13 protein-coding genes are annotated in these 12,655 nt (G+C 71.8%); 7 read left to right on the top strand and 6 right to left on the bottom strand.

Going from position 1 to position 12,655, the window contains the following annotated elements:
* Positions 1 to 45: 45 nt before the first annotated feature.
* Positions 46 to 1,557, top strand: a complete 1,512-nt coding sequence (locus DRV85_RS06835; protein ID WP_113288713.1) for a thiamine/thiamine pyrophosphate ABC transporter permease ThiP — start codon at positions 46 to 48, stop codon at positions 1,555 to 1,557.
* Positions 1,544 to 2,236, top strand: a complete 693-nt coding sequence (locus DRV85_RS06830) for a thiamine ABC transporter ATP-binding protein (RefSeq protein ID WP_113288712.1) — start codon at positions 1,544 to 1,546, stop codon at positions 2,234 to 2,236. The genes DRV85_RS06835 and DRV85_RS06830 overlap by 14 nt, the downstream gene beginning before the upstream one ends.
* Here the strand turns inward: DRV85_RS06830 and mbfA are convergent.
* The gene (gene mbfA, locus DRV85_RS06825) at positions 2,233 to 3,207 is read right to left on the bottom strand and encodes an iron exporter MbfA (RefSeq protein ID WP_113288711.1); all 975 of its coding nucleotides are present in this window, start codon (positions 3,205 to 3,207) and stop codon (positions 2,233 to 2,235) included. The two genes, DRV85_RS06830 and mbfA, sit on opposite strands and share 4 nt — an antisense overlap.
* Positions 3,208 to 3,332: 125 nt before the next feature.
* Between mbfA and DRV85_RS06820 the strand changes: the two genes are divergently transcribed.
* Positions 3,333 to 3,992 carry a TetR/AcrR family transcriptional regulator gene (locus DRV85_RS06820; RefSeq protein ID WP_113288710.1) on the top strand — a complete coding sequence of 220 codons (660 nt, stop codon included), beginning with the start codon at positions 3,333 to 3,335 and terminating at the stop codon, positions 3,990 to 3,992.
* A 6-nt stretch (positions 3,993 to 3,998) separates the two neighbouring features.
* Here DRV85_RS06820 and DRV85_RS06815 read toward each other — a convergent pair whose 3' ends face one another.
* The 3 genes from DRV85_RS06815 to DRV85_RS06805 are packed head-to-tail and all read right to left on the bottom strand — an operon-like array spanning position 3,999 to position 6,818.
* Positions 3,999 to 4,721 (bottom strand): NYN domain-containing protein, encoded by a 723-nt coding sequence (locus DRV85_RS06815; protein WP_113288709.1) that lies wholly within the window; start codon positions 4,719 to 4,721, stop codon positions 3,999 to 4,001.
* Between the two features lie 59 nt (positions 4,722 to 4,780).
* Positions 4,781 to 5,656, bottom strand: a complete 876-nt coding sequence (locus DRV85_RS19735) for a GNAT family N-acetyltransferase (protein WP_338066967.1) — start codon at positions 5,654 to 5,656, stop codon at positions 4,781 to 4,783.
* Between the two features lie 34 nt (positions 5,657 to 5,690).
* Positions 5,691 to 6,818: an S-(hydroxymethyl)glutathione dehydrogenase/class III alcohol dehydrogenase gene (locus DRV85_RS06805; protein WP_113288707.1), complete on the bottom strand. Its 1,128-nt coding sequence runs from the start codon at positions 6,816 to 6,818 to the stop codon at positions 5,691 to 5,693.
* A gap of 122 nt (positions 6,819 to 6,940) precedes the next feature.
* Between DRV85_RS06805 and DRV85_RS06800 the strand changes: the two genes are divergently transcribed.
* Entirely contained in the window at positions 6,941 to 7,210 is a 270-nt protein-coding gene (locus DRV85_RS06800; protein WP_113288706.1) for an I78 family peptidase inhibitor, read from the top strand.
* A gap of 17 nt (positions 7,211 to 7,227) precedes the next feature.
* Here the strand turns inward: DRV85_RS06800 and DRV85_RS06795 are convergent, their stop codons facing one another.
* Positions 7,228 to 7,662 carry a c-type cytochrome gene (locus tag DRV85_RS06795; RefSeq protein ID WP_113288705.1) on the bottom strand — a complete coding sequence of 145 codons (435 nt, stop codon included), beginning with the start codon at positions 7,660 to 7,662 and terminating at the stop codon, positions 7,228 to 7,230.
* A gap of 134 nt (positions 7,663 to 7,796) precedes the next feature.
* Between DRV85_RS06795 and DRV85_RS06790 the strand changes: the two genes are divergently transcribed.
* Entirely contained in the window at positions 7,797 to 9,431 is a 1,635-nt protein-coding gene (locus tag DRV85_RS06790) for a Y-family DNA polymerase (protein WP_113288704.1), read from the top strand.
* A 96-nt stretch (positions 9,432 to 9,527) separates the two neighbouring features.
* Here the strand turns inward: DRV85_RS06790 and DRV85_RS06785 are convergent, their stop codons facing one another.
* The gene (locus DRV85_RS06785; RefSeq protein ID WP_113288703.1) at positions 9,528 to 10,292 is read right to left on the bottom strand and encodes a WecB/TagA/CpsF family glycosyltransferase; all 765 of its coding nucleotides are present in this window, start codon (positions 10,290 to 10,292) and stop codon (positions 9,528 to 9,530) included.
* Between the two features lie 134 nt (positions 10,293 to 10,426).
* Here DRV85_RS06785 and DRV85_RS06780 point away from each other — a divergent pair, with 134 nt between their 5' ends.
* Together DRV85_RS06780 and DRV85_RS06775 are read left to right on the top strand one after the other, a co-directional pair.
* Positions 10,427 to 11,689, top strand: coding sequence for a glycosyltransferase family 4 protein (locus DRV85_RS06780; RefSeq protein ID WP_113288702.1), 1,263 nt, complete (start codon positions 10,427 to 10,429; stop codon positions 11,687 to 11,689).
* The gene (locus tag DRV85_RS06775; protein ID WP_113288701.1) at positions 11,686 to 12,651 is read left to right on the top strand and encodes a glycosyltransferase family 2 protein; all 966 of its coding nucleotides are present in this window, start codon (positions 11,686 to 11,688) and stop codon (positions 12,649 to 12,651) included. The genes DRV85_RS06780 and DRV85_RS06775 overlap by 4 nt, the downstream gene beginning before the upstream one ends.
* Positions 12,652 to 12,655 lie beyond the last annotated feature (4 nt).

Genomic DNA, 12,655 nt, shown 5'->3' with positions numbered 1-12,655 from the left:
GCGCGCGCCGACGCGGTGAGCCCCGGGAGAGCGGCGCGGTTGGGGATGCCCGCGCTTCTCTCCCGGCTGGCGGGGGCGCTCGTCGCCCTCGCCGTGCTGCTGCCCCTGGCGGCCGTGTTCTGGCGCGCCGGGGGCGCCAGCGCCCTCGGCCCCGCGGACTGGGCCGCGGTGCGGTTTTCCCTGACGCAGGCGTCGCTTTCGGCGCTCCTCTCCGTGGCGCTCGCCGTTCCGGCCGCCCGCGCACTCGCGCGGCGCCAGTTTCCCGGGCGGTCCCTTCTCGTCACGCTGCTCGGCGCGCCCTTCATCCTGCCGGTCGTCGTGGCGGTCTTCGGCCTGCTGGCGGTCTTCGGCCAGAACGGGATCGCAAGCCGTGCGCTTGTGCTCCTGGGCTTCGAGCCGCTCTCGATCTACGGTCTGCACGGCGTCGTTCTGGCGCATGTCTTCTTCAACCTGCCGCTCGCGACGCGGCTGATCCTGCAAGGGTGGCTCGCCATCCCGGCCGAGCGCTTCCGCCTCGCCGCGACGCTCGGGCTGCCGCCCGGCGCGGTCTTTCGCCTGCTGGAAGTGCCGATGCTGCTTCGGGCGGCGCCGGGCGCGCTGGTGGTGATCTTCGTCATCTGCCTTTCCAGCTTCGCGGTCGCGCTGACGCTGGGCGGGGGCCCCCGCGCCACGACGGTGGAGCTCGCCATCTACCAGGCCTTCCGCTTCGAGTTCGACCTGGGCCGCGCGGCGCTGTTGTCGGTGGTCCAGCTTCTTCTGGCGGCGGGCGCCGCGGCACTCGCCGCACGGCTGGCTCTGCCGCCCGCGATGGGCGCGGGGCTCGACCGCGTGACGCCGCGCTGGGACGCCGCGCGCGCGGCGCTGCGCGCGCAGGACGCGGCCTGGCTGACCCTGGTCGCCGCCTTCCTGCTGGTGCCTCTGGCCATGATCGTCGCGCGCGGGGTGCCGGGGCTCTTCGAGATGCCCGCGCAGGTCTGGCGCGCGGCCGGCTATTCGCTGGCGGTGGCTCTCGGATCCACCGTGCTGACGGTCGCGCTCGCGCTGCCGCTGGCCTCGCGCGGCGGCGAGGTGCTCGCGGTCTCGGCGATCGCCGTGTCGCCGCTCGTGCTGGGGACCGGGCTTTTCCTGATCCTGCGGCCGGTGGCCTCGCCCGGCGACGTCGCGCTGCCGGTGACGGCCGCGGTCAACGCCTTGATGGCCCTGCCCTTCGCTCTCCGGGTGATCCGCCCCGAGCTGGAGGCGGTGCGCAGCGACTACGGCCGGCTCTGCCTGTCGCTCGGCCTCACCGGGCGATGGTTCTGGACGCGTGTGGCGCTCCCGCGGCTGCGCCGGCCGCTGGGCTTCGCGGCCGGCCTGACGGCGGCGCTCTCGGCGGGTGATCTGGGCGTGATCGCGCTTTTCGCTGATCCGGAGCGGGCGACGCTCCCGCTGCAGATGTATCGTCTGATGGGTGCCTACCGGATGGAGGCCGCGGCGGGCGCGGCGCTTCTACTGCTGGCGATGAGTCTCGCGCTCTTCTGGGCCTTCGACCGCGGAGGCCGCGTTGCTCGAACTTGAAGCCTTGTCCGCCGGGCACGGCGACTTCCGTCTGACGGCCGACTGGACGCTCGCGCCCGGCCGCATCGCGGCGGTGCTCGGCCCGTCCGGCGGGGGGAAGTCCACGCTGCTCGACGTGGTGGCAGGCTTTCTCGCGCCCGAGGCCGGGCGCGTGCTCTGGCAGGGCCGCGACCTCACGCCGCTCGCGCCGGGCGCGCGCCCGGTGGCGATGCTTTTCCAGGACAACAACCTCTTCCCCCACCTGACCGCGGCGGAGAACGTCGCGCTGGCGCTCACGCCGAAGCGGCGGCTGACGCCCGAACAACGGGAAAGGGTCGAGGCCGCGCTCGATCGCGTCGGCCTCTCCGGTTTCGGCGCGCGCAGGCCCGCGCAGCTCTCCGGCGGCCAGCAGGGGCGCGTGGCGCTCGCCCGCGCCCTTCTCCAGCGCAAGCCGCTGCTGCTGCTGGACGAGCCCTTTTCGGCCCTCGGCCCGGCGCAGCGTGGCGAGATGCTCGACCTTGTGGCGGAGCTGGCGCGGGCGGAAGGCGCGACCGTGCTCATGGTCACCCACGCGCCGGAGGACGCGCGGCGCGTGGCCGACGCGGTGGTGCTGGTGGCCGAGGGCCGCGCCGCCGCGCCCGCGCCGACAGAGGCGCTCTTCGCCAACCCGCCGCCCGCGCTGCGCGCCTATCTAGGCTAGCCGCTGCCGATCAGCACGCCCGCCGCAAAGACCAGCGCGCCGCCCAGCACCACCTGAAAGGTCGCACGGAAGAAGGGCGTGTCCATGTAGCGGTTCTGGATCCATGCGATGGCCCAGAGTTCGACGAAGACGACGAGCACCGCGATGGTGGTCGCGGTCCAGAAATCGGGGATCAGATAGGGCAGCGCATGCCCCAGGCCGCCCAGGGTCGTCATCACGCCCGAGGCGACCCCGCGCTTGACCGGGGAGCCCCGCCCGGAGAGTTCGCCGTCGTCCGAAGCGGCTTCCGTGAAACCCATCGAGATGCCCGCGCCCACCGAGGCCGCGAGCCCGACGAGAAAGGTCGTCCAGGTATCCTGCGTGGCGAAGGCGGTGGCGAAGATCGGCGCGAGCGTGGAGACCGAGCCGTCCATCAGACCGGCGAGCCCCGGCTGGACCCAGATCAGGACGAACTGCCGCCGCGCCGTGCGATCCTCGGCGGTCTTCGCATCCTCGGCCAGATGCTCTTCGGCGAGCCGGTCCGCGGTCTGCTGATGCGCGGCCTCGGCTGCGGCCAGATCGCCCAGCAGCTTGCGCGTCTCGGCGTCCGTGCTGCGCTGCGCCGCGATGTGGTAGAAATGCTCGGCGTCCCGCTCCATCATCTCGGCTTCCGCGCGGATCCGCTCGATGCCGAGGTTCTCGACCAGCCAGACGGGCCGGCGGGCATAGTAGCCGGCGACATGCTCGCGCCGCAGCAAGGGGATCGTCTTGCCGAACCGCTTTTCATGGAGCGCGATCAGACGCTGGCGGTGGCGGTCCTCCTCCTCGGCCATGCCCTCGAAGACGTGGGCTGTGTCGGGGTAGTCCGCGCGCAGGCGCTCGGCATAGCTGCGATAGATCCGGGCGTCGTCCTCTTCGGACGAGATGGCGAGCGCGAGCACCTCCTGCTCGGAGAGATCGCTGAAACGCCGGCGCTGGCTGAAGAACCGCATGCGCGACTCCATTCATGAATTAGAATGGTTCTAAACTAATAGAACAACCGGGAACGGCAAGGGCCAAGTCCGTGTTGCCGATACTGAACGGTTCGGTTTATCGTCTTGAGCGAGGAGGATCCGTGATGAACGCACCCGCCCGGACGGCGCGCGGCCCCGCGCAGAAGGGCCGCAAGTACGATCAGGTGCTCGAGGGCGCGCGCCGGGTCTTCATGGCCGACGGCTACGAGGGCGCGAGCGTGGACGCGATCGCGCGGGAGGCGGGCGTCAGCAAGGCCACGCTCTACAGCTACTTCGCGGACAAGCGGCTGCTCTTCATGGAGGTCGCGCGGACCGAATGCGCGCGACAGGCCGAAGAGTCGCTGCAGCTCATCGACCTGTCCGCGCCGCCGCGCACCGTGCTGCGCCTCGCCGCCCAGCGGATGCTGGACTTCATCCTGTCGGACTTCGGACAGCGCGTCTTCCGTATCTGCGTGGCGGAGGCCGACCGCTTCCCCGAGCTGGGTCGCGAGTTCTACCAGAGCGGGCCGGCGCTGGTGCGTGAGCGGATGACGGAATACCTGCGCGGCGCTGCCGCGCGCGGAGAGCTCGCGATCGAGGATTACGACCTCGCCGCCGACCAGTTCGCCGAACTCTGCAAGGCGGATCTCTGGCCCAGGCTCGTCTTCGGCATCGACCGCCGATTTCCCGAGGCGGAGGTCGCGCGCGTCATCGAAGGCGCGGTCGAGACATTCATGGCGCGCTACGGGCGCGGCGATAGACCAGAAGATTCTTCGTACGAATAATCTTCGTCAGTCCACCCGCCGCACCAGAAGCTGGTTGTTCGGCCCGCGCTTGGTCTCGAACACCTTGAGCTCGGACACGAGGTCAGACAGCTTGCGCTTGCCGTAGGTGCGCGTGTCGAAATCCGGATGGTCGGCCTGGATCTGCTGTCCGATCCGGCCAAGTGGGAACCACTCGTCCTCGGCGTCGAGCTTCTCCATTGCGTCGAAGAAGAGATTGCGGGCCTCGGTGATCGAATTGCCGGTCAGCTTCTCGGCCGCCTTGTCCTGCGCGGGTTTCGAGTCGTCCTCGTAGACGTTCTCGATCGCGACGAAACGGTTGCAGGCGTTCTTGAGCGCGTCGGGCGCCTTGGCCTCGCCGATCACGATCACGGTCAGCCCCTGCTCGCGGATGCGGGAGGCCAGCCGCGTGAAATCGCTGTCCGAGGAGACGAGCACGAAGCCGTCGAAGTGGCCCGCGTGCAGGATGTCCATCGCGTCGATCACGAGGCCGATGTCCGAGGCGTTCTTTCCCTTGGTGTTCGCCGTCTGCTGGTGCTGGACCAGACCCAGTTCCTGCGCCGTCCGGGTCCAGCCCGACAGCCGCTGGTTCGACCAGTCGCCGTAGACCCGGCGCAGGCCCGGCTCACCGTATTTCGTGATCTCCTTCAGGATCGCGCGGGCGTATTTCGCCGGCACGTTGTCCGCGTCGATAAGGACGGCGAGGAGCTTGTTGCGGTCGTCGTTGGCCATGCACCCTCCGAATGGTCGGGGCCACAATCGCGCATCCCCGGCGCCGGCACAATGCGCGGTCACAGCGCGCGGTGCATCACCAGCGCGTCCACGCGCCCTTCCGTGGGGTGACGGAAGGCTCCCGGCAGGCGGCCCACGACCGCGAAGCCCGCCCGCGCCCAGGTGTCGATGGCGCGCGTGTTGGTCTCGACCACGAAGTTGAACTGCATCGCGGTAAAGCCGCGGGCGCGCGCCTCGTGCAGCGAATGGGCCAGAAGGGCGCGGGCGACGCCCTGCCCGCGTGCCTCCGGCGCCGTGCAGTAGCCGGCGTTCGCCACATGCGCGCCGCCGCCGGCGTGATTGGGCTTCAGGTAGGAGGTGCCGAGAGTCTGCCCCCCGACCTCGGCCACGAAGTTCGAAGCGCCCGGCGGCCGCCAGTAGGCGAAGGCGCCCGCGCGCCCGCCGCGCGGATCGGCGGTGAAACTGTCGCCTGCCTCTATCGCGGGCTTGAGGATGGCCCAGATCGCGTCGTCGTCCGCGGGCGTGGCGGGTCGGATCGTGACTTCCGGGACGGGATCGGGCAGCGGCGGCGCCTCGGGCGCCGACAGCCCGCGCAGGCGGGCCAGCGCCGCCTCGGCCCGCTCGGCCGGGACGAAAAGGTGGTCGTGCTGCACGCCCGCCACCACGTTGCAGGGGATGCCGGCCGCGGCGAGAGCCTGCGAGACCGCCGCCGTCAGCCCCACGCCGTCGAGCGCGGAATGGACCGTCAGCGTGATGCAGGCCATGGACAGCCCGGTGTCGAGGCCCGCGGCCGCCGCCACCTCCTCGGGCAGGATCGCGGTGGTGCCCTCCTCCTCGCGCACCACCGCGAAGGCGCGGGCAAGCAGCGCCGCGTCCTCCGTCTCGGCGAAGACGAAGCGCCCGCGCCGCAGGACGGGCGCCATGCCCGCGATCATCGCCGCAGTATCGCGGACCGGCCCACCCATCGGCTCAGTAGACGACCACCGACCGGATCGACTCGCCCGCGTGCATCAGGTCGAAGCCCTTGTTGATCTCGTCGAGGCTGAGCCTGTGCGTGATCATCGGATCGATCTCGATCTTGCCGTCCATGTACCATTCCACGATCTGCGGCACGTCCGTGCGCCCGCGCGCGCCGCCGAAGGCTGTGCCCTTCCACACCCGGCCGGTGACCAGCTGGAAGGGCCGGGTGGAGATCTCGGCGCCCGCCGGCGCCACGCCGATGATCACCGACTCGCCCCAGCCGCGGTGCGTGCATTCGAGCGCGGCGCGCATGACTTCGACATTGCCCGTGCAGTCGAAGGAGTAGTCGGCGCCGCCGATCCGGTCGGCCCTGGTCTTGGTGAGTTCCACGATCTCCTGCGTGACGTTCTCGACCTCGTTCGGGTTGACGAAATGCGTCATGCCGAAATACTCGGCCTTCGCCTTTTTGTCGGGGTTGATGTCCACCCCGATGATCATGTCCGCCCCGGCCATGCGCAGGCCCTGGATCACGTTGAGCCCGATGCCGCCGAGGCCGAAGACGGCGGCCTTGGCCCCGATCTCGACCTTCGCCGTGTTGATCACCGCGCCGATGCCGGTCGTCACGCCGCAGCCGATGTAGCAGACCTTGTCGAAGGGCGCGTCCTCGCGGATCTTCGCGACCGCGATCTCCGGCAGCACCGTATGGTTCGAGAAGGTGGAGCAGCCCATGTAATGGTGGAGCGTCTCGCCATCGAGGGTCGAGAAGCGCGACGTGCCGTCGGGCATCACGCCCTGTCCCTGCGTCGAGCGGATCGCGGTGCAGAGGTTCGTCTTCTGGCTCAGGCACGAGGGGCAGGCGCGGCATTCGGGCGTGTAGAGCGGGATGACGTGATCGCCGGGCTTCACGCTGGTCACGCCCTCGCCCACCTCGAGCACGACGCCCGCCCCCTCGTGGCCCAGGATCGAGGGAAAGAGCCCCTCGGGATCGCCGCCCGAGAGCGTGAACTCGTCGGTATGGCAGATTCCGGTGGCCTTCACCTCGACCAGCACCTCGCCGGCCCTGGGGCCGTCGAGATTGACTTCCATGATCTCCAGCGGCTTTCCGGCCTCGAGGGCCACGGCGGCTTTGGTGCGCATCGGTTCCTCCCTGCGTTGTCGCCGTGAAACCTGCGCCACCAGCTTTGCGTTTGCAACGCGCAAGCGGCCCTCTGGCGCGCGTTCGCGACAGAGTTTCGGAATCTCGGCAAGGGAGAACGCAGATGCCCGTGCGAACCCTGACCGCTCCGGCGGTGGTCGCCCTCGCCGCCTGCGCATCCATGCAGCAAGGCACAGGCGCCCTCGAACCCTGCGACGCACAGCACCTCGCCGTGCTCGTCGGCGAGCCCACGGAAAAGCTGGAGGAAGTGCCGTTGCCGGAGCCCACGCGCATCGTCGCGCCGGGCGATGCCGTGACGATGGATCACCGCCCCGAACGGCTGACCGTGCTCGCCGCCGACGGCGGACCGATCTACGGGATGCGCTGCGGCTGAGGGCCTGCCCGGGGCTCTCAGTCGTCCAGCCGGTAGTCCTCGTGGCAGGCGCGGCAGCTTTGGCCGAGATCTGCGAAGCTGTTCCGCAGCGCCTGCGCGCTGCCGGTTTGCAGATCGCGCGCGGCCGCCTCCATCGCCTCGGCCTGCGCGACGAAACCGGTCCAGTCTTCCCAGACGGCCGGCAGCGCCTCGCTTTTCGGGTCGGTCTCGCGCGCCTCGAAGAGGGACGGAATGCGGGCGGCGGCCTCGGTGAGCGCGGCCCTCGCCTCTGCCGCGCGGACCGGATCGAAGGCGGTCTTGCCCTGCACCATCTCGCCCAGCGCCCTGGTCTCCGCGCCGATGCCCTTCATCAGGTCCATCCGTTCCATGACGGCCGGGTTCTGAACCCCCTCGTGAGCGAGCGCCGCGCCGGCGGCGAGGGTGACGGTCAGGGCGAGGGCACTAAGGCGCATGGGCTGTCTCCTGTTCGCGTTCTTGGCGGCAAACCTACGCGGCCGTGGGGCCGAGGCAAGGCGATGACTCGACTCCGCGCGCCTGTGGCTCTAGTCTCGCAAAGAACATTTAGCGAACATCCTGCCGTCCTCCGATGCCCGCCCGCCGCATCCTGTCGATCTGGTTTCCCCGGCTCGCCGCCGAGCGCCTTTTGCGGCTTGGCGAGGCGGAGCCCGATGTGCCCTTCGCCGTCGTCCGGGACGAGCGGCAACGACAGGTGGTGGCCGCGCTTTCCGCCGCGGCCGAGGCGGCAGGGGTCACGCGCGGCCAGCCACTGGCCGACGCGATGGCGGTCTACCCCGATCTGGTCACCCGCCGGGCGAGCCTGCCGGCAGAGGCGGGGTTTCTCTCGGCGCTCAGGCGCTGGGCGGGGCGCGTGAGCCCCTGGGTGGCCGAGGCGCCGCCCGAGGGGCTGGTGGCCGACATCACCGGCTGCGCGCATCTCTTCGGCGGGGAAGCGGCGCTGATCGACCGGCTGGCAGAGGACTGCGCGGGCTTCGGCCTGACCATGCGCTGCGCCATCGCCGACACGCAGGGCGCGGCCTGGGCGCTTGCGCGTTACGCGGGCGATGGTCCGGCGCCCAACCGCTCGGGCGACGCCATCGAGCAGGAGGCGCGCGCGACCCGCTCGAAGGCCGCCAGACGCCGGCGGGAAACCGGCGCGACGCTGAAGAACGGCGGGCGCATCGCGCCGCCCGGTCAGACGCGCACCGCGCTCGCCCCCCTGCCGGTCGCGGCGTTGCGGATCGAGCCCGAGGTCGCCGAGCAGCTTGCCCGCCTCGGCCTGCGCGCCATCGGCGATCTGGCCGGCCAGCCGCGCGCGGCGCTGGCTCGGCGCTTCGGCCCCGGCCTGGTGGCGCGGCTCGATCAGGCGCTGGGCGCGGCGCCCGAGCCCGTCTCGCCCGCGCCGCCGCCCCGGACCTTCGCCGCGCGGCTCTCGCTGCCCGAGCCCATCGGGCTCGAGACCGACATCATGGCCGGTCTCGACCGGCTGATGGCGCAGGTCTGCGCGCGGCTGCGCGAAGCGGGACGCGGGGCGCGCCGGCTTCGGCTGGAGGCGCTGCGCAGCGACCATGCGACCGAGGTGGTGGAGGTGGGTCTCGCCCGTCCCTCGGCCGATCCCGAGCGCATCCGCCCGGTCTTCGCGCTGAAGATCGGGGGCATCGACGCGGGCTTCGGCATCGACATGCTGCGGCTCGAGGCGGTACAGACCGAGCCGGTCACGCCGCGCCGCCCGGCCGGGCACCTGGACGCCGCGCAGCGGGCGATGCGTGCGCCCGCTGCGGAAGAGGCGGTGGCCGACCTGATCGGGCGGATCGGTGCGCGCATCGGGCTCGAGGCGATCACCCGCCGCCACCCGGCCGACAGCCACATCCCCGAAAAGACCGCCACCGTGCTTGCCGCCGCCTGGTCGGAGCCGCACTGCGAGGCCTGGCCGCGCCCGCCCGCGCCGCGCCCGCTGCTCTTGTGGCGGCCAGAGCCGGTGGGCGCGCCGGACGATCCCGCCCCGCCCGCGCGGTTCCGCTGGCGAGGCCGCGACCTGACCGTGGCGGCGGCCGAGGGGCCGGAGCGCCTCGCCCCCGAATGGTGGCTGGACGATCCCGACTGGCGCACCGGGCAGCGCGACTACTGGCGCGTCACCTGCGCCGAGGGCGACCGGCTGTGGCTCTACTACGCCCACGGCGCGGCGATGTCGCCGGGCTGGTTCTGTCACGGGGCCTTTGCCTGAGGCGTGCCCGGGCACCGCGATCGGGTCGGCCTCTCCGGGGCAGCCGTGATCGCCGCCTCAAGACCCCTGGCCTCGGCTTGCCCCTCCGGCGATGCGCTACTGCGCCTTTTCGGAACGCAGACGCCAGGCCCGCATCACCTCCCCCGGCAGGATCGCGGCGCAGCGCGCGTAGCGGGGGCCGAGCCGCGCGGGGCTTGACAGCATCCGCCAGAGCCATTCCATCGCCACGGCCTGCACCCAGCGCGGCGCGCGCCGCTGCGTTCCGGCGAGAAAGTCGAGGCCCGCGCCGATGCTGGCAAAACCGACCCGGGGGGCCAGACGGCGTCCCCGCGCGGCCAGCCGTTCCTGCTTGGGCGCGCCCAGCGCGAGGAAGGTCAGCCGCGCGCCGCTCTCGTTCAGCTCCGAAAACAGCGCGTCGGCGGCGGGGCTGTCGGGGTCGAAGCCCATCGGCGGTGCGATCCGGGTCACGATTTCCAGCCCCGGCGCCGCACGTTCCATCGCGGCGCCCGCAGCGGCGAGCGCCGGTGCCGTGCTGCCAACCAACGCAACGGGCGCCCCCTCCTCCGCGGCGAGGCGGGCGAGCGGGATCACCAGTTCCGACCCGGGCACGAGGCTCACCGGCCGCCGCGCCAGACGCGACAGCCAGACCACCGGGTTGCCGTCCGCCACGACGATGTCCTGCGCCGCGTAGGCCTTTGCAAAAACGGCATCCCGGCGCAGCTTCACCAGGTGGTCGAGGTTGATGGTGGCGAGCGCAAAGCCACGGCCCGCGCGCAGCCGATCGCGCACGGCCGAAAGCGCCGCGGCGCGGTCAGGCGTGGTCACCCGCACCTTGAAGCCACCGGCCCCGATGAATTCCACCCGTTCCTCCGCCTTGCCCGACCTTTCCCGATCCTTGCCGCGCCGCCGCCACCCTGCCAAGGGACTGCTGCGAAATTGACAATTTCGCGGGGCATGACAGACAGAACAGGGGATAGCGTGGGCGCGGGGCGCGGATGCGCGATGAGACAGTGAGCGAGGCCGGAACTGTGGCCGGCGCCGTGCCGCGCCCGGCGGGGCCGGTCGCCTATGTCACGGGGGGCTATCCCAAGGTCTCGCATACCTTCATCCAGCGAGAGGTGGCGGCGCTGCGCGCCCTCGGGCTCGATGTCGTGACCTGCACGATCCGCCGCCCGCCGCCGTCCGAGGTGGTCGGCGCCGCGCAGGAGGCCGAGGCGGCGCGCACCTTCGGCGTGCTTGAGGCGGCGAAGAACCCGCTGCATCTGCTGGCAGCTCATGCGCGCGTGCTCGCCCGCAGCCCGGGGCGCTGGGCCGGTGCGGCGGCACTCGCCTGGCGGGCGCGCAGCGACGGGCTGAAAGCCGGGCTCTGGCAGGTCTTCTATTTCCTGGAAGCCGCCGTGCTGGCCCGGCATCTCGAACGCACCGGCGCGGTGCATCTGCACGACCACTTCGGCAGCTCCAGCTGCACGGTCGCGATGCTGGCCGCGCGGATGGCCGGCATCCCCTTCAGCTTCACGCTGCACGGGCCGGACGTGTTCTTCGAGGCGCATCGCTGGCGGCTGGACGTCAAGATCGCCGAGGCGCGCTTCGTCGCCTGCATCAGCGCCTTCTGCCGGTCGCAGGCGATGCTGTTCTCCGATCCCGAGACCTGGCCGAAACTGCACATCGTGCACTGCGCCGTGGCGCCCGCACGCTACGCCACGGGCGCGCGCGACGGACGGCAACTGCTCTTCGTCGGCCGGATGGCGGCGGCGAAGGGCGTGCCTGTGCTGCTCGACGCGATGGCGGCGCTCGCGCGCACACATCCCGAAGCGCGGCTCACCCTCGTGGGCGACGGCCCCGGTCGCGCGGCGCTCGAGGCGCGGGCGGCGGAGCTGGGACTGGAGAATCGCGTCGCCTTCGCCGGGTATCGCGACCAAGACGGCGTGGCCGAGGCCCTGGCCGGTGCGGACATCTTCGTGCTGCCGTCCTTCGCGGAGGGGCTTCCGGTGGTTCTGATGGAGGCGCTGGCGGCGCGCTGCGCGGTGGTGGCGACGCGCATCGCCGGTATCCCCGAGCTCGTCCGCCACGGCGAGACGGGCCTTCTCGTACCGCCGGGAGAGGCCGCTGCACTCGCGCAGGCCGTCGCGCAGCTGCTCGACGATCCGGCACTGCGCGCACGCCTGGCCGACGCCGGCCGCGCGGCCGTCGAGGCGGAGTTCGACCTCGGCCGCGAGCCGGCGAAGCTGGCGCGACTCTTCGCGGGGGACACGCCGTGAGTCTCGGCGTCGTTCTGATCGGACGGAACGAAGGCGCGCGGCTGGAACGCGCGCTCGCCGCGCTCGAGGGGGTCGAGGCGCGCATCGTCTACGTGGATTCCGGCTCGACCGACGGCAGCGTCGCGGCGGCCCGTGCCGCAGGCGCGGAAGTGGTGGAGCTCGACGCCTCGCGCCCGTTCACCGCCGCGCGGGCGCGCAACGCGGGTTTCGCGCAGCTCGAACGGGGCGATGCGCCGGAACACGTGCAGTTCATCGACGGCGACTGCGCGCTGGTCGACGGGTGGCTCGACGCCGGACAGGCGGCGCTGCGCGCGGACCCGGACCTTGGCCTCGTCACCGGCTGGCGGTCGGAGATCCGGCCCGAGGCCAGCCTCTACAACGCGCTCGCCGACGTGGAATGGCATCGGCCGGCGGGTCCGATCGAGGTCTGCGGCGGCGACATGATGGTGCGCGCTGCCGCCTTCCGCCAGATCGGCGGCTTCGATGCCCGTGTCATCGCGGCAGAGGACGACGAGTTCTGCCTGCGCCTCGGGCAGGCTGGCTGGACGCTGCGGCGACTGCCGCAGGAGATGACGCGCCACGACCTCGCGATGACACGCTTCGGCGCTTGGTGGCGGCGGGCCGTGCGCGCGGGCCACGGTTTCGCGCAGGTCGGCGCCATGCACCCGGGGCACTTCCGCGCCGAGCGGCGCCGCGCCTGGATCAACGCCATCTCTGCGGCCGCGTTGCTGGCCGGCTTCGTCGCGGGAGTATGGTGGCTCGCGGCATTGGCCGGCGCGTTCTTCGCCCTGTCCTACCTGCGGACGACGCAGGGCCTCGTGCGGCGCGGCCAGCCCCTGCATCGCGCGCTTCCTCTCGCCGCGTTGCTCGTGCTGTCGAAGTTTCCCAATCTCGTCGGGATGCTGGCCTACCACGTGCGGGCGCGTCGCGGGGCGGACACCGAACTGATCGAATACAAATGAGGGC

Origin of the sequence: Rhodosalinus halophilus, from assembly GCF_003298775.1 — a bacterium.
Classification (GTDB): domain Bacteria; phylum Pseudomonadota; class Alphaproteobacteria; order Rhodobacterales; family Rhodobacteraceae; genus Rhodosalinus; species Rhodosalinus halophilus.
The sequence above is the reverse complement of the archived record's forward strand: the minus strand, read 5'-3'. Positions and strand labels throughout refer to the sequence as shown.